This is a genomic window from Pseudomonas linyingensis (assembly GCF_900109175.1).
Lineage (GTDB): Bacteria > Pseudomonadota > Gammaproteobacteria > Pseudomonadales > Pseudomonadaceae > Geopseudomonas > Geopseudomonas linyingensis.
In genome coordinates, this window is record NZ_FNZE01000003.1 from 111647 (window position 1) to 129763 (window position 18117).

The window sequence follows — 18117 nt, forward strand, 5'->3', positions numbered from 1 at the left end:
AGGCCGGGGCGGGCCACCGCTGCGGTCGTATCACGAGGAAGCCGACATGCATGACTACCGCTGGCTGCACGAGTACTGTCTGAACCGTTTCGGCTCGGTCGCCGAACTGGAGGCGCGCCTGCCGCAGGCCAGGTCGGCCGAGGAACTGCGCGCCGTCGGTGACGACCGCTACCTGTCGCTGCTCAGCCTGCGGGTGTTCCGCGCCGGCCTCAAGCACAGCCTGGTGGACGCCAAGTGGCCGGCCTTCGAGGAAGTGTTCTTCGGCTTCGATCCGCACAAGGTGGTGCTGATGGGCGCCGAACACCTCGAGCGGCTGATGCAGGACGAGCGCCTGATCCGCCACCTGGCCAAGCTCAGGAGCGTGCCGCGCAACGCCCAGTTCGTCCTCGACGTGGCTCGCGAGCACGGCAGCTTCGGCGCCTGGCTGGCCGACTGGCCGGCGAGCGACATCACCGGCCTGTGGCGCTACCTGGCCAAGCACGGCAGCCAGCTCGGTGGCCTCTCCGCGCCGCGCTTCCTGCGCATGGCCGGCAAGGACACCTTCATTCCCACCGACGACGTGGTCGCCGCGCTCCAGGCCCAGGGCATCGTCGACAAGGCGCCGAGCAGCCAGCGCGATCTGGCCGCCGTGCAGGCCGCCTTCAACGCCTGGCAGGCGCAGAGCGGGCGGCCGCTGTGCCAGTTGTCGATGATGCTGGCCTTCACGGTAAATCATTGACGCACATGGATTTTTTGCCTTTCGTCGGCGACGGCCAGGGGCGCGGACGGCACTGATAGCAGATGAAGTCACATTCTGCGCGATAAAATTTGCAAATGGGGTCGTTGGTCGGCATAGTCGCCGCTCATCAACTTTCATCGACACGGTTGTGCCCATGCTCAAGCGCTTTGCACCCCTCGTGCCAATCACCCTGGCCCTCCTGCTGACTGCCTGCGCCAGCACCTCGCAGCCGCACAGTTACAGCAGCTACAACAGCTCCCATCACAGCCTGTCCTTCGAACTGGACGCGGCCAGTGCCGCCAAGGCGGAAGAGAGCAGCGTCGAGCAGCAGCTGCTCGACGACAAGCCCTACGAACTGCCGGCCCTCGACTCCCTGCTGGTGCGCGGTTTCTCGCTGATTGGCACGCCATATCGGTTCGGCGGCTCTTCGACCCAGACCGGTTTCGACTGCAGCGGCTTCATTGGCTACCTGTTCCGCGAAGAGGCGGGTATCAAGCTGCCGCGCTCGACCCGCGAGATGATCAACCTGCCTGCGCCGAAAGTGGCTCGCCACGACCTGCAGCCCGGCGATCTGATCTTCTTCGCCACCAGCGGGCGTGGTCGCGTCAATCATGCCGGCATCTATATTGGCGACGACGAATTCATCCATTCCGCCAGCCGCCGCAGCGGTGGGGTGCGGGTGGACAAGCTGTCCAGCAGTTACTGGAACAGCCGTTATCTGATGGCCAAACGCGTTATCGACTGACAATCGAGTACTGACTTGCGCACTCAGGGTGGGCACGGCTAGGGTCAAAGAGTTTCAGCAAGGATTTGCTACCGATGACCATGCCGGCCCGTTTCGCCTGTATCGCCTTTGCCCTTCTCCTCGCTGCCTGCTCCTCGCAGGCGCCGCTTCCTCCTGCCGCCTCCCTGCCAGCGTCGCCCCTGCACGCCGACGAGGTGCTGTTGCGCGCCATCGGCCTGGTCGGCACGCCTTATCGCTGGGGCGGCAACACGCCGGAGAGTGGTTTCGACTGCAGCGGCCTGATCGGCTACGTCTATCGCGATGCCGCCGGCCTGCAACTGCCGCGCACCACCCGTGAAATGAGCACCTTGCGCGTGCCCCAGGTGCCGCGCCAGCAGTTGCGTTCCGGCGATTTGGTGTTCTTCGCCACCAACGGCGGCCGTCAGGTCAGCCATGCCGGCATCTACGTCGGCGAGGGCCGCTTTGTCCACGCGCCCAGCAGCGGCGGCACCGTGCGGCTCGACAGCCTGAGCAACGGCTACTGGCACCAGCGCTACCTCGACGCCCGCCGCGTACTCGGGGAAGCGCGCCTGGCGCACAATCCCTGAGTCGCGTGCCGGCTCCGCTAGCTCAATCGCGTTCCCAATCCACGTCCAGATGGGTCTTGTCGTCGCTGTAGGTGTAGCGGGTAGTGCCGTCGTAGGCGGAATCCAGGGCATGGCCGATGCGATTGGCCAGGTGCATGCCGGTGGTGGTCACCACCACGGCATCCCCCTCGTCGGCGATGCCGATCAGCCGCTCCAGGGCATGCTCCTTGTTTTCCATCGCCTCGGTGTTGCGGATCAGATTGAGGATTTCCTCGCGATGCGCCTGGACGAAGGTGCCGGACAAAATGACGGTGCCGGCCGCGGCTTTTTCGGCGATGCGCTTGCAAGCCGGGCAGGTGGCTTCCTCCGCGGCGGTGCCGGCATCCAGCGCCTGCCACGACCAGCGCCCGGCATGGAAGTTGGCGCCGCAGCCAGGGCAGTGGGCGGCTCCGGCGAAATGGCGGGTCTCCATGTCCCGATCATGGTGTTGAGGCTGGAGCAGCGTGTCTTTGTGGCCCTGTTGATGTTTGTCCATGACCGACTCCCACTGAAAGAATTCGTCTGTCGACCACAGTCTGCCTGTGGTGATCGCATGTCCTTTCCAGTTTTGAAAAGTGCACCGGGGGACAGATTGATTATGGTCAAGCCGGGTTGGGCAACCTTAGTTGCTTTTGCTGTTTGCAGCAGACTGTAGATAGCTATTGGTCTTCAGACGAGTCCGTCTTGCAGGTCCGGCAGTCCGGTATAGGCTTGCAGAGTGGGGTTGTCCAGGAGGTTGCCATGATGCGCAAGGCGCAGATAGAGGTACCGATTCCCGACCGGGTGGCGGCGGGCAAGACCTTGGCCGGCTTGCTCGATGCCTACCGCAACCAGCCGGACGCCATTGTGCTGGCATTGCCGCGTGGCGGGGTGCCGGTGGCTTGGGAGATTGCCCGTGAGCTGGCGTTGCCGCTGGATCTGATGCTGGTGCGCAAGCTCGGCATGCCCGGGCACGAGGAATACGCCATGGGGGCGATTGCCAGCGGCGGCGTGCGGGTGCTCAACCAGGAGGCGCTGGGTTTCGGGCGGGTCAGCGAGAGCACTCTGGAGGCGGTGACGGCGCGGGAAAGGCGCGAGCTGGAGCGTCGCGACCGCCTGTACCGCGGCGAGCGCCCGCAGCCGGAGCTGCGCGATCGTCAGGTGCTGCTGGTCGACGACGGCCTGGCCACCGGCTCGACCATGCGCGCGGCGGCGCAGGCGGTGCGCCAGCAGGCGCCGGCGCGCATCGTCCTGATCGCCCCGGTAGCTTCCACCGAGGCCATCGCCAGCCTGCGCCCACTGGTCGACGAAGTGGTCTGTCCGCTGGTGCCGGACTGGCTGTCGTCCATCGGCGAGTGGTATCGCCACTTTGGCCAGACCAGCGACGAGGAGGTGCAGGAACTGCTGCGCGAGGCCTGGAGTCGCTAGCGTGCGCTCACGCTCTCGGCCCCGCAGCGCATGGCGGGGCCGCTACTCCCAGCGGCCTGGCTGGTAGGAGAACACCGGCAGCGACCAGGACCAGCGGATGGCGGCCAGGCGCAGGGCCAGGCCGAAGCTGAAGGAGGCCAGCAGGGTGATGTCGTGGTTGACGCCCAGTCGCTCCAGCAGCAGGTAGAGCATGGCCACCAGCATCGACACGCTGGCGTACAGCTCGTGACGCAGCACCACCGGCACGCGCTGGCAGAGGATGTCGCGCAGGATGCCGCCGAAGATGCCGGTGATCATGCCGGCCATGATCACCACCGGGGTCGAGTACTTGAGCTCCAGCGCCACGTTGCAGCCGATCACGGTGAAGGCGATCAGACCCATGGCGTCGAGCACCAGGAAGATCTTGTGTAGGTGGTGCATGAAGCGGGCGACCAGCATGGTGAACAGGCCGGCGCCGATGGTCAGGTAGATGTAGGGCGGGTGCTGGGTCCAGCCGACCGGATAGTTGCCCAGCAGCATGTCGCGCACGGTGCCGCCACCGAGGGCGGTGATGAAGGCGATCAGGCTGACGCCGAACATGTCCATGTTGCGCCGGCCAGCCGCCAGCGCGCCGGACATGGCCTCGGCGGTGATGGCGATGAGGTAGATGTAGAGCAGCAAGAGAGGACTCCTTGGTCCGGTCGCCTCTCCCTCTGTCCTGTGTACCTGAGAGTTTACGCAGCCGTTGGCTGCTTGCCCCTTCGGTGGGTTGCCCGCAGCAACCGCTCTCCAGATGGCGTAAATGGGTGTTCGCAGTTCCTGAGCCTGAGCGATTATGGGAGTTTGCGCCTTCGGCGGAGCGTTCGGGGTGGCCGCAACGCTCACTCTCCTGCGAAGCGGCGCATTATACGGCCGAGCCCGCCACTTGCCAGCCGTCATCGATCGAAAAGAGTGCGCCGCACCTGCGGCCGTCTCAATTCAGCGCCCGGCGCAGCACCTCGATGCAGAATTCGGTCTCGTAGGGCGGTACGTTGCACTCGATGATGTCGGTCGGCGCCACCTGCAGGCGCAGTCCGGTGATGTCGGCGCGCACCGGCTGGCGGTTCACGCAGCGGTCCACCAGCACCGCCGTGCGTGTCTCCAGCGCGCCCATCTGCGCCAGCCAGGCGCTGGCGCGCAACAGCGAATGGCCCTCGTAGAGCACGTCATCGACCACCAGCAGGCAGGTACGGGAGAGATCCAGCGCCGCCAGTTCGGGGTTTTCGATCAGCGCCGTTTCCGCGTGGAGCAGACTTAGGTCGTCGGCATAGCGCTTGAGGTGCAGTGGGTACAACGGCCAGCGGGGCAACCCGCAGTGCTCCACCAGGGCGCTCTGCAGGCGCTGCGCCAGCGGTTCGCCGCGGCGCAGGATGCCGACCAGCACGACCTCGCGGCGGCCATCGAACAGTGCGGCCGCCTGTCGCGCCATCTGCTCGATCACGGCCTCAAGCTGGAGCGCCGAATACAGGCGGAAGCGTTCGCCGGCGGGTTTGCTGTCCATGGTCACTCTCTCGCTCGCTCAACGGATGACGCCTTACAGACTAGATCCGCACGGGCGCTCCTGCTGCCCCTTAATCCGCCAGCGCTTCCAGCCGCGCCAGCCAGAGCGCCCGCTCGGCGTCGCCGACGAAGGCGGCCTCCAGGCTGTTGCGGGCGAGGCGTTGCAGTTCGGCACGGCTCAGTTGCAGCGCCTCGGCGGTCTGCCGGTAGTTCTCCAGCACATAGCCGCCGAAATACGCCGGATCGTCGGAGTTGATCGTCACCTTGAGCCCGGCGTCCAGCAGGGCCTTGAGGTTGTGCTGCTGCAGGGTCGGGAACACGCGCAGCTTGACGTTGGACAGCGGACAGACGGTCAGCGGCACCTGTTCGCGGGCCAGGCGAGCGAGCAGCGCCGGGTCTTCGGCGGCGCGCACGCCGTGGTCGATGCGCTCGACCTTGAGCACATCCAGCGCCTCGACGATGTAGGCCGGCGGACCTTCCTCGCCGGCATGGGCGACGCAGTGCAGGCCCAGTTCGCGGCAGCGCGCGAACAGGCGGGCGAACTTGCTCGGCGGATGGCCCTGCTCCGAGGAGTCGAGGCCGACGCCGTGGATGCGCGCCAGGTGCGGCAGCGCCTGCTCGAGGGTGGCGAAGCCGTCTTCCTCGCTGAGGTGGCGCAGGAAGCAGAGGATCAGTCGCGAGCTGATGCCGTAGCGCTCGCGCGCTTCGCTGCAGGCGCGCTCCAGGCCGTCGAGCACGCTGGCGAAGGCCACGCCGCGGGCGGTGTGGGTCTGCGGATCGAAGAACAGCTCGGCGTGCACCACTCCGTCGGCATGGGCGCGGGCGAAGTAGGCCATGGCCAGGTCGAAGAAGTCCTGCGCGTGGATCAGCGCGGCCGCACCGGCGTAGTACAGGTCGAGAAAGCTCTGCAGGTCGGCGAAGGCATAGGCCGCGCGGGTTTCCTCGACGCTGTGCCAGGGCAGGGCGACCTGGTTGCGCTCGGCCAGGGCGAACATCAGCTCAGGCTCCAGGGTGCCCTCGATGTGTAGGTGCAGTTCGGCCTTGGGTAGGGCGCGCAGGTAGGTTGTGAGGTCCATGGTCATCTCCCTTTTCGACTCATTTCAGCTTAGGGCACAACGCCCAGGCGGCGCTCCGCCTGTTCCAGTGCGGTCAGCAGCGCCGCGTCGCGGTGGTAGAGGTCCGGGCGGTAGTGCAGGCGGCCGTCGTCGCCGACCTCGACCGTCCAGTAGGCCAGCAGGATGGTCACCGGGCGGGGCAGGTTGACATCCTTGGTGGTGCCGCTGGCCTGGATGGTGGCGATGCGCGCGCGCTCGGCCGGCGTGGCGTCGGCGAGCAGGAAGTCGAGCAGCTCGGCGACCTGCTCGACCCGCACGCAGCCTGAGCTGAACACCCGTGGCAGCTTGTCGAACAGGTGCTGGTTGGGAGTGTCGTGCAGGTAGACCGAGAAGGGGTTGGGGAAGCGGATGGCGACCACCCCCAGCGCACTGTCAGGGCCGGCATCCTGGCGCAGCAGAATGCCGGGTGGATTGCTCCAGTCGATCTGGTGCGGGTCCAGCTGGTTGCCGGCAGGGTCGAGTACGCGGATGCGGTTCTTGGACAGGTAGCCGATGTCGCGGCGAATCTCCGGCAACTTGTCCTCGCGGAAGATGGTCGGCGGCACCGTCCAGGTGGGGTTGATGGTCAGGTGGCTGATCCGCGACTTGAGCAGCGGTGTCTGCCGCTCGGCGCGGCCCACCTGGGTGCGCGCCTGCCAGCGGCGCTGGCCGTTCTGGTAGTAGCTGATCTTGGCCCCGGCGATATCCACCAGCACCATGGTCGGTTCGGCCTCGCGGGCCAGCCAGCGCAGGCGTTCGAGATTGACGCGCAGCTGGTCGCGGCGAGCAGCCGGGCTGACGTTCAGCTCGGTCAGGGTGGCAGGGCCGACGATGCCGTCGTCCTTGAGCAAATGCGCGCGCTGATAGGCTTCCACGGCGTCGACCAGCAGCGGGTCATAGGGATCGATATCCGGGTTTTGCGCGCGAGCCTCGACCGCCGCCTCGCTGAGGAAGCCCTCGCTGGCCAGGCGCTGGGCCAGTGCGAGCACGCGAGGATCGTGCCTGCCGGGGCGCAGCAGGGGGCCGCCGGGCACGCGTTGCCACTGCGGCAGTGGTTGGCGGCGCACTTCGGACCAGGTGCTGCGCAGCTTGCGGTACAGCTCGAATTGCGGGCGCGCCTGCGCGAAGGCGCCGGCCAGATCGTCCAGACCGCTCACGGCGAAAGGCGGCGGAGCAACCGGTCGGACCGGTGCCGGGGTGCGCGGCGAATGCCAGATCGGCTCCACCTGGGCCGCATCGAGTCGCCCCCAGCTCAGGTGTTGCAGGGCCTGCAGGTAGGCATGGCTGGCCAGCACGTCGGTGCAGGGCGACTGGCGCTCGGCACGGCTCTGCGCGAGGCGCCGCAGCGTGGCTGCCTGATAGCCGTGCGGGTCGAGGCCGTCATCGGCCAGCTGTTCAAGCTGCTCCACCAGCCGCTCGAGTCGCGATCCCCGGCGCCAGACGGGGGCGAACGCCTGCTGCTGGTAGAAGTCCTGCAGGGTTGCCCGGTCCGTCGCGGACAGCCGCAGCACCGGCGCAGCGCAGTTCAGTTGCGGCTGCTCGAGTTCCAGGCGTATGACTTCCCCCGCTTCGGCATCCTGCGCGGCGGCGGAAGAAAAAGAAAATGGGCTGGCCAACAGCAGAATCGCCAACCACGGTGTATGTTTTTTAGACAAGCGTGTCACTCCGGTCCGTCGTTTGCTTGTTAGAATGCCCGACTTTGTGGGCAGTCGCATGGCAGAAGGCTGGTTGTGCAGGCTCGATCGTATGCAGGGCGGCAGAATCAACGACAGGGCGTCGCGGACAGACAGAGCGTGAAACCAGCGCACAGGCTATGGCGTGTGTCGGTGGTTGTGCGTTCTGTCAGTACAACAGAGGACACCTTATTCATGACCAGGCTGATTCGTTCGCTCTGGCTGGCTGCAGGTCTTGCAGCTTTCTCGTCTTCGCTCCTGGCCAACACGCCTCGAACTCCCGCCTTGATCGACAGCCTGGCCAAGGCCGCGCCGACCCTCAATCGCGAGGTCCTGCGCCACGCCCTGGCAGCCATGCAGTGCGCCATCAATAACGGCTCGCAGCCGGCCGAGCGCCTGGCGGTCATCGACTTCTCGCTGCCTTCTACCCAGCGCCGCCTGTGGATCTTCGACCTGAGCAGCAAGCGCCTGCTACTGCGCGAGCTGGTCGCCCATGGGCAGGGATCCGGCGAAAACTTCGCCACCAGCTTCTCCAACCGCGAAGGCAGCCACCAGTCGAGCATCGGCCTGTTCCGCACCTCGGAAACCTACCATGGCCAGCACGGCTACTCGCTGCGCATGGATGGCCTGGAGCCCGGCATCAACGACCGTGCCCGCGAGCGGGCCATCGTCATCCATCCGGCCGACTACGTGAATCCGGCCTGGATCAAGCGCCACGGTCGCATCGGTCGCAGCCACGGCTGCCCGGCGGTGCGTCCGCAGGTGGCTCGTATGGTGGTAGACAGCCTCAAGGGCGGGCAGTTCATGTTCTCCTGGTACCCCGACCAGAAGTGGATGCGCTCCTCCGCCTACCTCAACTGCAAGCCGCAGCGGGTGGCATCGATCCTCGCCGCGAGCAAGGATTCGGAGAGCTGATCGGTTGGCCGGCTGGTTCCCGGAAGGAGCCCGCCGGCCGCGACACTTTTTGTCGCACCCAGCTGGCACAATGCGCGCTCTGTCGGTGAATGGAGCGTGACATGCAGGACAACGAGCTGACGCCCGGATTCATGGTGGTGCACGGCAACCGCCTGGAGGAGCTGCGCGAGCTGGCGGTGGCGTGGATGCACAGCCATCCGCTGGCGCCGCTGGAGAACGAGCTGGTGCTGGTGCAGAGCAACGGCATCGCCCAGTGGCTGAAGCTGGCGCTGGCCGGCCAGGACAGCTGCGGCATCGCCGCAGCGCTCCAGGTCGAGCTGCCGGCGCGCTTTCTCTGGCAGACCTACCGTGCAGTGCTCGGCAGCGACAGCATTCCGCTGGAGTCGCCGCTGGACAAGGCGCCGCTGACCTGGCGGCTGATGCGCCTGCTGCCCGGCTTGCTGGCCGGCGAGGCGTTCGCCCCGCTGAGCCGCTTCCTGGCCGACGACCGCGACCTGCGCAAGCGCCACCAGCTCGCCGAGCGCCTCGCCGACCTGTTCGACCAGTACCAGGTGTACCGCGCCGACTGGTTGGCCGACTGGGCCGCCGGGCTGGACCAGCTGCGCAACGCGCGCGGCGAGGTGAAGTCGCTGGACGCCGCGGTGCGCTGGCAGCCGGAGCTGTGGCGTGCGCTGCTCGAGGACGTCGGTCGCGAGCAGCTGGCCGAGAGCCGCGCCGGCGTGCATCCGCGCTTCGTCGCGCACCTGCGCAACGTGGACGAAAGGCCCCAGGGCCTGCCGCGGCGGGTGATCGTCTTCGGCATCTCCTCGCTGCCGGCGCAGACTCTCGAGGCGCTGGCCGCCCTGGCGCGCTTCAGCCAGGTGCTGCTCTGCGTGCACAACCCCTGCCAGCACCACTGGGGCGACATCGTCGCCGACAAGGACCTGCTGCGCCACGAATACCGCCGCCAGCAGCGCAAGCACGGCCTGCCGGCCGGCATCCACGACGACGAGCTGCACCAGCACGCCCATCCGCTGCTGGCCGCCTGGGGCAAGCAGGGCCGCGACTACATCAACCTGCTCGACATGCACGATGACCCGGCGGTGTACCGCGAGCGCTTCGCCGCCTTCGGCCAGCGCATCGACCTGTTCGGCGAGGGCGACACCAGCCATCTGCTCGGCCAGCTGCAGAGCGACATCCTCGACCTGCGCCCGCTGGCGGAAACCCGTGAGCAGTGGCCGCCGCTCGATCCTAACGCCGACCAGTCGCTGCGCTTCCACATCGCCCACAGCGCCCAGCGCGAGGTGGAGATCCTCCACGACCAGCTGCTGGCGCGCTTTTCCGCCGATGCCGAGCTGCGCCCGCGCGACGTGATCGTCATGGTGCCGGACGTCAACGCCTACGCGCCGCACATCCAGGCGGTGTTCGGCCAGTACGCGCAGGACGATCCGCGCTGGATTCCCTTCACCCTGGCCGACCAGGGCCAGCGCGGCTGCGAGCCGCTGCTGATCGCCGTCGAGCACCTGCTCAAGCTACCGGAAGGGCGCCTGACCGTCAGCGAGGTGCTCGACCTGCTCGACGTGCCGGCGCTGCGCGCCCGCTTCAAAATCGACGAGAGCGAGCTGCCGACCCTGCACCGCTGGATCGAGGGAGCCGGCATCCGCTGGGGACTGGACGCCGAACGCCGCGCCGCGCTGGGCCTGCCGGACGGCCTGGAGCAGAACACCTGGCGCTTCGGTCTGCGCCGCATGCTGCTCGGCTACGCGGTGGGCAGCGGCGCGGCCTGCGCCGGCATCGAGCCCTACGACGAGATCGGCGGCCTGGACGCCGCGCTGATCGGCCCGCTGGTGCAGCTCCTCGATGCGCTGGACACCCTGCACCGGCGCCTGGCGCAGCCTGCCGCTCCCGCCGCGTGGGACGCGACCCTGCACGCCATGCTCGGCGACTTCTTCGTGGCGCAGAACGAGCGCGACGAAACCCTGCTTGGCCAGCTGGTCGAGGCGCTGGAAGACTGGCTGGAGCTGTGCGCCGGCGTCGCGCTCGACGAGCCGCTGCCGCTCACCGTGGTGCGCGAGGCCTGGCTCGGCACCCTGGACCAGGGTCGCCTCAGCCAGCGCTTCCTCGCCGGCGCGGTGAACTTCTGCACCCTGATGCCGATGCGCGCCATCCCGTTCCGCGTGGTCTGCCTGCTCGGCATGAACGACGGCGACTACCCGCGCAGCGTGACGCCGCTGGACTTCGACCTGATGGCCGGCGACTACCGCCCCGGCGACCGCTCGCGCCGCGAGGACGACCGCTACCTGCTGCTCGAGGCGCTGCTCGCCGCCCGCGAGCAGCTGTACGTCAGCTGGGTGGGACGCAGCATCCGCGACAACAGCGAGCGTCCGGCCTCGGTGCTGCTCGGCCAGCTGCGCGACCATCTGGCCAGCGGCTGGACGCTGGTGCCTGGGCATCCAGCCTGGACGAAAAATCCGGAGGACAAAACGCCGCCCTTGTTGAAGGCGCTGACCACCGAGCACCCGCTGCAGCCATTCAGCCGCCGCTACTTCGCCGGCGAGGAGGGGCTGTTCAGCTACGCCCGCGAGTGGGCGGCGCTGCACCGCCAGGCGCCGGCCAGGGCGGCGGGCGCCTTGCCACCGTTCCAGGCGGACGCCGAGCTGACCCCGGAGAGCCTGCAGAATTTCCTGCGCGACCCGGTCAAGCACTTCTTCACCCAGCGCCTCAAGGTCCACCTCGACGAGGACGTCCAAGCCCAGCTGGATGAGGAACCGTTCGGCCTCGACGGCCTGCAGCGCTTCCAGCTTCAGCAGGAGCTGCTGGCCGCCGGCAGCCGCGCCCTCGACGCCGACCCGGCGCAGGTCGAGCCGGCGCTGCAGGCCGCCGCGCTGCGTCTGCAACGCAGTGGCTGGCTGCCGCTGGCCGGCTTCGGCGAGCGCCTGCGCGAGCAGATCGTCGACAAGCTGCCGGTGCAGCTGCAGCGCTTCCAGGCGCTCTGCGCACTGTGGCCCGAGCGGCTGGAGTCGCCCAAGCCGCTGCAGTTCCAGCATGCCGGCATCGACCTGCAGGGCTGGCTCGGCGGCCTGCGCAGCCGCGACGGCGAGACGCTGCTGGCGCACATCGAACTGCTGCCCGGCGCCCTCGCGCAGGGCAAGAGCTGGAAGTGGCACCGCCTGCTGCGACCCTGGGTCAGCCATGTGGCGGCCAGCGCCTGCGGTCTGCCGCTGAGCAGTCTGCTGGTCGGCGAGGACGTCAGCCTCGCCTTCGCTCCGCTCGAGCGCGAAGCGGCGCAAAAGATCCTGCGCCAGTGGCTGGAAGGCTGGCGCGCCGGCCTGGAGGCGCCGCTGCCGGTGGCGCTGAAGACCGCCATCGCCTGGCTGAGTTCTGGTGGCGACGGCGCGGAGGACGAGGCGAAGGCCGAGGAGGCCGCGCGCAAGACCTACGAAGGCGACTACAACCACGGCGGCGAAGTGCAGGGCAGCGCCAGCCTGGCGCGCCAGTACCCGAACTTCGCCGCCCTGGTCGCCGACGGCGAGTTCTACGCATGGAGCCACGACCTCTACCAGTCGCTGCTGGCCTGCAGTTTCGAGGTATTGAAGGACCAACAGGAGGACGCCGCATGAGCCAGTCGACCAGCAACGGGCGCCCGCTGGCGCTGCGCTTCCCGCTGCACGGCAGCCGGCTGATCGAGGCCAGCGCCGGCACCGGCAAGACCTTTACCATCTCCGCCCTGTACCTGCGTCTGGTGCTCGGCCACGGCGGCGCGGAGGGCTTCAGTCGCGAGCTGCTGCCGCCGGAAATCCTCGTGGTGACCTTCACCGACGCCGCCACCCGCGAGCTGCGCGACCGCATCCGCGCCCGGCTGGTCGAGGCGGCCAGGGTATTTCGCGCCGAAGAGCCGGGCGACGGCCTGCTTCAGCAGTTGCGCACCGATTTCGGCGCCGATCAGTGGCCGGCCTGCGCGCGGCGCCTGGACATCGCCGCGCAGTGGATGGACGAGGCGGCAGTGTCGACCATCCACGGCTGGTGCCAGCGCATGCTGCGCGAGCACGCCTTCGACAGTGGCAGCCTGTTCACCCAAAGCCTGGAAACCGACCACGGCGAGCTGATGGCGGAGGTGGTGCGCGATTACTGGCGCCAGCAGTGCTACCCGCTGAGCGGCGTGGCGCTGCAGTGGGTGATCGACAACTGGCAGCACCCGGACCAGCTGCTCAAGCACAAGGTGCGCCCGCTGCTCGGCGAGCCGGGCGCGGCGCCGCGCGAGGCGCTGGGCGCGCTGCTCGAGCAGTCCCTGGCCGAGCAGGCGCGCGGGCTGGCCGAGCTGAAGGCGCCGTGGGCGACCTGGGCCGACGAGCTGGAGCAGCTGCTCGACGCTGCGGTGGCCGCCAAGCAGGTGGACGGACGCAAGATCCAGGCGCGTTATTACCAGCCATGGTTCGCCAAGCTGCGCGAATGGGGGAGCGGCGAGGAGGCGGCGCTGGACCTCGGCACCGGTTTCACCCGCCTGACCCCGGACGGCCTGTTCGAGGCCTGGAAGAAGGGCGAGCCGCCCCGGCACCCGGCGCTGGACGCCATGAGCGACCTGCAGGCCGCCCTCAGGCGACTGGCCGGTCCCGACGAGCCGGCCCAGCGCCACGCCGCCGCCTGGGTGTGCGAGCGCTTCGAGGCGGAGAAGCGCCGGCGCGCCGAGATGGGCTTCGACGACATGCTCAGCCGCCTGGATGCCGCGCTGCAGGGCGACAACGGCGAGCGCCTGGCCGAGGTGATCCGCGCGCAGTTCCCGGTGGCGCTGATCGACGAGTTCCAGGACACCGACCCGCAGCAGTACCGCATCTTCGACCGCATCTACACGGTGGCGGACAACCGCGCCGACTGCGGGCTGTTCATGATCGGCGACCCCAAACAGGCGATCTACGCCTTCCGCGGCGCCGACATCCACACCTACCTGCGGGCGCGGCGCGCGACCGACGGCCGCCACTACGACCTGGACACCAACTTCCGCTCAAGCCATGCGATGGTGGCGGCGGTCAACCGGGTGTTCCAGCTGGCCGAGCAGCGTCCGCTCGGCCGCGGTGCCTTCCTGTTCCGCGAAGGCGCGGACAACCCGCTGGGCGGCAACCCGCTGCCGTTCCACGCGGTGCTGGCGCAGGGGCGCAAGGAGGTCTGGCAGGTCGAGGGCAGCGAGCAGCCGGCGCTCAATATCTGGCAGCTGGCCAGCGAGGAGCCGCTGGCCGGCGGGACCTACCGCCAGCAGCTGGCCGAGCGCGCCGCTGGGGAGATCGCCCGCCTGCTCGACCTCGGCCAGCAGGGCCGCGCCGGTTTCGCCGGGCCGGAGGCGTTCCAGCCGCTGCGCCCCGGCGACATCGCCGTGCTGGTGCGCGACTTCAAGGAAGCCGAGGCGATACGCAGCCAGCTGGCCGCGCGCGGGGTGCGCAGCGTCTACCTGTCGGACAAGGACTCGGTGTTCGCCAGCCAGGAGGCGCGCGACCTGCTGTTGTGGCTGCGCGCCTGCGCCGAGCCGGACGTCGACCGCCCGCTGCGTGCCGCGCTGGCCAGCCGCACCCTCGGCCTCGAGCTGGCCGAGCTGGAGCAGCTCAACCAGGACGAGCGCATCTGGGAGCGGCGGGTCATGCAGTTCCGCGGCTATCGCCAGCGCTGGCAGCGCCAGGGCGTGCTGCCGATGCTGCGCCAGCTGCTCCACGACTTCCAGCTGCCGCAGGCGCTGATGAGCCGCCCCGACGGCGAGCGGGCGCTGACCAACCTGCTGCATCTCGCCGAACTGCTGCAGCAGGCCGCTGCCGAGCTGGACGGCGAGCAGGCGCTGCTGCGCCATCTTGCCGAGCTGCTGGCCGGCGAGATCCAGGCCGCCGAGGAGCAGGTGCTGCGTCTGGAAAGCGACGAGGCGCTGGTGCGGGTGGTGACCATCCACAAGTCCAAGGGCCTCGAGTATCCGCTGGTGTTCCTGCCGTTCATCTGCGCCTTCCGTCCGGTGGACGGCGGCAAGCCAGTGCATGTGCACGACGGCGAGCGCCGCCGGCTGGTGCTGGCCGCCGACGCCGACACCCTGCAGCGTGCCGACCGCGAGCGCCTCGGCGAGGAGCTGCGTCTGCTCTACGTGGCGCTGACCCGCGCGCGGCATGCCTGCTGGCTGGGTATCGCCGACCTGAAGATCGGCAACGGCAAGAAGTCGCGCCTGCACGAATCGGCGCTGGGCTACCTGCTCGGCGGCGGCGCGGCGCTGGAGGCCAGTCCCGCGCTGGCCCAGTGGCTGGAGCCGCTGGCGGTGGCCGGGCAGTGCGCGGTGCTGGCCGCGCCTGAGCCGAGCGCGCAGCGGTTCCAGGCGCCGAGCCCCGAGCAGGCGCAGCTGCACTGGCGTACCCCGGCGCGCAAGGCTGCCGAGCACTGGTGGATCGCCTCGTACAGCGCCCTGCGCACCGGCGAGATCGAGGAGGTCGCCACGCCGAGCCGTTTCGACGATGCCGCGCCGGACAGCCCGGCGGCGCAGAAGGCCGCCGACGACGAGCGCGAGAACGTGTTCGTGCCGCTGCGTGCGGGCGACGTGCCGAGCCTGCACCGCTTCCCGCGCGGCCCCAACCCCGGCACCTTCCTCCACGGCCTGCTCGAGCTGGCCGGCCGCGAAGGCTTCGCCGCGCTGGCCGCCCAGCCCGCGCGGCTGCGCGACCAGATCGCCCGGCGCTGCCAGCTGCGCGGCATGACCGAGTGGATCGCGCCGCTGGGCGACTGGCTGCTGGACCTGCTGAGCACGCCGCTGGCGCTGGGCGAGGGCGGCAGTGTCGCCCTTGCCGAACTGACCACCTACCAGCCGGAACTGGAGTTCTGGTTCGAGGCGCGCGACGTCGACGTGCGGCGCATCGACGCGCTGGTGCAACGCCAGGTGCTGCCCGGCCTGGCGCGCCCGGCGCTGCTGCGCGACACGCTCAACGGCATGTTCAAGGGCTTCATCGACCTGGTGTTCGAACACGGCGGGCGCTACTACGTGGTCGACTACAAGTCCAACTGGCTGGGCGACGACGACAGCGCCTACACGCCCGAGGCGATGGAGGCGACGGTCGCCAGCCATCGCTACGACCTGCAGTACGTGCTCTACCTGCTGGCGCTGCACCGCCAGCTCAAGCTGCGCCTGGCGGACTACGACTACGACCGCCACGTCGGCGGCGCGCTCTACCTGTTCCTGCGCGGCAGCCGCGCGGCGGGGCTGGGCATCCACCATGCCCGTCCGCCGCGCCAGCTGATCGAGGCGCTGGATGCGCTGTTCAAAGGGGAACTATCCAGGGAAATACAAGCGGAGGCCGTGGCATGAGCGAACAACTGTCCCTGTTGACGGCGGCAGCCGCCCCGTCGGCCGAACTGCATGACTGCAGCCGCCTGCTTGGGCTGCTCGATGCCTGGGTCGAGAAGGGCTGGCTGCGCGCGCTGGACCGCGCGCTGGCAGGCTTCCTGCTCGAACTGGACGACACCAGCCCGCCGCTGACCCTGCTGGCCGCCGCGCTGGCCAGCCACCAGCTCGGCCACGGCCATGTCTGCCTCGATCTGGCGGCGACCCTGGCCAATCCGGACTTCGCCCTGTCGCTGCCGCCGGAAGGCGAGGACGCGGCGCGCGCCACCCTGCTGCCCTCCGAGGTGCTCGCCGGCCTGGAGCTGGCGCCCTGGCTGGCGGCGCTGCAGGCCAGTCGCCTGGTGGCCGGCGCGGACACGCAGGACGAGGCGCCGCTGGTGCTGTGCGGCGGACGTCTATACCTGCGCCGCTACTGGAGCTACGAGCGGGCGGTGGCCGCCGCTATCGCCGCGCGCCTGGGCGATCCTTCGGTGGTGCCGGCGCAGCTCTCGGAGCGGCTGGCCAAGCTGTTCCCCACAGCACTGACGGTGGACGGCGAGCGCCAGACCGACTGGCAGAAGGTCGCCTGCGCGCTGGCCGCGCGCGGCAGCTTCAGCCTGATCACCGGCGGTCCCGGCACCGGCAAGACCACCACGGTGGTGCGCCTGCTGGCGCTGCTGCAGGAACCGGCGCTGGCCGCTGGCCAGCCGCTGCGCATCCGTCTCGCCGCGCCGACCGGCAAGGCCGCCGCGCGGCTGACCGAATCCATCGGCGCCCAGGTGGCCTCGCTGGAGGTGGACGACGGGGTGAAGAAGGCGATTCCCAGCGAGGTGACTACCCTGCACCGCCTGCTCGGCAGCCTGCCGGACAGCCGCCACTTCCGCCATCACGCCGGCAACCTGCTGCCGCTCGACGTGCTGGTGGTGGACGAGGCGTCGATGATCGACCTGGAAATGATGGCCTGCCTGCTCGCCGCCCTGCCGCGCCACGCCCGGCTGATCCTGCTCGGCGACAAGGACCAGTTGGCCTCGGTGGAGGCCGGCGCGCTGCTCGGCGACCTGTGCCGCGACGCCGAGGCCGGCTTGTACAGTCCCGACACCCGTGGCTGGCTGGAGCAGGTCAGCGGCGAGATCCTCGCCGACCCGGCCCTGCGCGAAGGGGCGGCGGCGCGCCAGCCGCTGGCCCAGCAGACAGTGATGCTGCGTCATTCGCGGCGCTTCGGCAGCGGCTCGGGCATCGGCCGGCTGGCCCGCGCGGTGAACGCCGGCGCTGCCGCCGAGGCGCGGGCGATCCTCGCCGCCGGCGGCAGCGACCTGCAGGTGCTGCGCCTGCGCGGCGAGCAGGATGCGGCGCTGGAGCGCCTGCTGCTCGACGGCCTGCCGGCGACGGAGGCCGGCCAGCCGCAGGGCTATGCCCATTACCTGGCCGTGCTGCGTGACTCGCGTCCGGCTGGCGATTGCCCGCCCGACAATCAGCGGTGGCAGGACTGGGCCGGCGGGGTGCTCAAGGCCTTCGACGCGTTTCAGCTGCTCTGCGCCGTGCGCAAGGGGCCGTGGGGCGTGGAAGGCCTCAATCCGCGCATCGCCGCCGCCCTGCATCGGCGCGGCCTGCTGGAAGGCGACCAGGGCTGGTACGAGGGCCGTCCGGTGCTGGTGACCCGCAACGACTACAGCCTAGGCCTGATGAACGGCGACATTGGCATCGCCCTGCGCCTGCCCGAGCCGGCCGACGCGCCGGACCAGCCGCCGCGTACCGTGCTGCGCGTGGTGTTCCCGCGCAACGATGGCTCGGGTGGTCTGCGCTTCATCCTGCCCAGCCGGTTGAGTGCGGTGGAAACTGTGTTCGCCATGACCGTGCACAAGTCGCAGGGCTCGGAGTTCGCCCACACCGCGCTGATCCTGCCCGACAGCCTCAACCCGGTGCTGACCAAGGAGCTGGTCTACACCGGCATCACCCGCGCGCGGAACTGGTTCAGCCTGATCGAGAGCCGCGGCGGGGTGTTCGACGAGGCGGTGCGGCGCAAGGTGGAGCGGCGCAGCGGCTTGCTGGAGGGCTTGCTGGGCGGGCGTTGAGGGTCGGCCGTCGCTCTTGTGGGAGGCCCGACCCCGGGGCGATGCTCTTGCTCTTCGG

13 protein-coding genes and 2 riboswitches are annotated in these 18117 nt (G+C 69.3%); of the genes, 8 read left to right on the plus strand and 5 right to left on the minus strand.

Translation table 11 applies throughout. The features are described from left to right. Positions 1-46 precede the first annotated feature (46 nt). The 3 genes from BMZ19_RS04780 (at position 47) to BMZ19_RS04790 (ending at position 2050) form a co-directional block, all read left to right on the plus strand. Entirely contained in the window at positions 47-718 is a 672-nt protein-coding gene (locus BMZ19_RS04780; protein ID WP_090307671.1) for a DNA-3-methyladenine glycosylase I, read from the plus strand. Positions 719-872: 154 nt separating this feature from the next. After that, the gene (locus BMZ19_RS04785; protein ID WP_090307674.1) at positions 873-1463 is read left to right on the plus strand and encodes a C40 family peptidase; all 591 of its coding nucleotides are present in this window, start codon (positions 873-875) and stop codon (positions 1461-1463) included. A gap of 74 nt (positions 1464-1537) precedes the next feature. Beyond that, a complete protein-coding gene (locus BMZ19_RS04790) occupies positions 1538-2050 on the plus strand; it encodes a C40 family peptidase (protein ID WP_090307677.1) in 513 nt (170 codons plus the stop codon). A 22-nt stretch (positions 2051-2072) separates the two neighbouring features. On the opposite strand, the gene BMZ19_RS04795 is transcribed toward BMZ19_RS04790, so the two are convergent. Further along, positions 2073-2564, minus strand: a complete 492-nt coding sequence (locus BMZ19_RS04795) for a BCAM0308 family protein (RefSeq protein ID WP_090307680.1) — start codon at positions 2562-2564, stop codon at positions 2073-2075. Between the two features lie 245 nt (positions 2565-2809). On the opposite strand from BMZ19_RS04795, the gene BMZ19_RS04800 reads away from it, so the two are divergent. After that, a complete protein-coding gene (locus BMZ19_RS04800; protein ID WP_090307682.1) occupies positions 2810-3475 on the plus strand; it encodes a phosphoribosyltransferase in 666 nt (221 codons plus the stop codon). A gap of 42 nt (positions 3476-3517) precedes the next feature. Here BMZ19_RS04800 and BMZ19_RS04805 read toward each other — a convergent pair whose 3' ends face one another. The 4 genes from BMZ19_RS04805 to BMZ19_RS04820 form a co-directional block, all read right to left on the minus strand. Next, positions 3518-4135, minus strand: a complete 618-nt coding sequence (locus BMZ19_RS04805; protein ID WP_090307684.1) for a trimeric intracellular cation channel family protein — start codon at positions 4133-4135, stop codon at positions 3518-3520. A gap of 22 nt (positions 4136-4157) precedes the next feature. After that, a riboswitch (glycine riboswitch) is annotated at positions 4158-4257 on the minus strand. Then, a riboswitch (glycine riboswitch) is annotated at positions 4258-4356 on the minus strand. A gap of 71 nt (positions 4357-4427) precedes the next feature. Beyond that, positions 4428-4994 carry a phosphoribosyltransferase family protein gene (locus BMZ19_RS04810; RefSeq protein ID WP_090307685.1) on the minus strand — a complete coding sequence of 189 codons (567 nt, stop codon included), beginning with the start codon at positions 4992-4994 and terminating at the stop codon, positions 4428-4430. A 70-nt stretch (positions 4995-5064) separates the two neighbouring features. Continuing rightward, positions 5065-6069 carry an adenosine deaminase gene (locus tag BMZ19_RS04815; RefSeq protein ID WP_090307688.1) on the minus strand — a complete coding sequence of 335 codons (1005 nt, stop codon included), beginning with the start codon at positions 6067-6069 and terminating at the stop codon, positions 5065-5067. A gap of 29 nt (positions 6070-6098) precedes the next feature. Beyond that, the gene (locus tag BMZ19_RS04820) at positions 6099-7742 is read right to left on the minus strand and encodes a L,D-transpeptidase family protein (RefSeq protein ID WP_090307691.1); all 1644 of its coding nucleotides are present in this window, start codon (positions 7740-7742) and stop codon (positions 6099-6101) included. 213 nt (positions 7743-7955) lie between these two features. Between BMZ19_RS04820 and BMZ19_RS04825 the strand changes: the two genes are divergently transcribed. From BMZ19_RS04825 to recD, 4 genes are all read left to right on the plus strand, one after another. Then, positions 7956-8675: a murein L,D-transpeptidase catalytic domain family protein gene (locus BMZ19_RS04825; RefSeq protein ID WP_090307694.1), complete on the plus strand. Its 720-nt coding sequence runs from the start codon at positions 7956-7958 to the stop codon at positions 8673-8675. 101 nt (positions 8676-8776) lie between these two features. Continuing rightward, positions 8777-12274, plus strand: coding sequence for an exodeoxyribonuclease V subunit gamma (gene recC, locus BMZ19_RS04830; RefSeq protein ID WP_090307697.1), 3498 nt, complete (start codon positions 8777-8779; stop codon positions 12272-12274). Then, on the plus strand, positions 12271-15972 hold the full coding sequence (recB, locus tag BMZ19_RS04835) for an exodeoxyribonuclease V subunit beta (protein ID WP_090307699.1): 3702 nt from the start codon (positions 12271-12273) through the stop codon (positions 15970-15972). Before recC ends, recB begins: the two co-directional genes overlap by 4 nt. Next, on the plus strand, positions 15969-18059 hold the full coding sequence (recD, locus tag BMZ19_RS04840; RefSeq protein WP_090307702.1) for an exodeoxyribonuclease V subunit alpha: 2091 nt from the start codon (positions 15969-15971) through the stop codon (positions 18057-18059). Before recB ends, recD begins: the two co-directional genes overlap by 4 nt. Positions 18060-18117 lie beyond the last annotated feature (58 nt).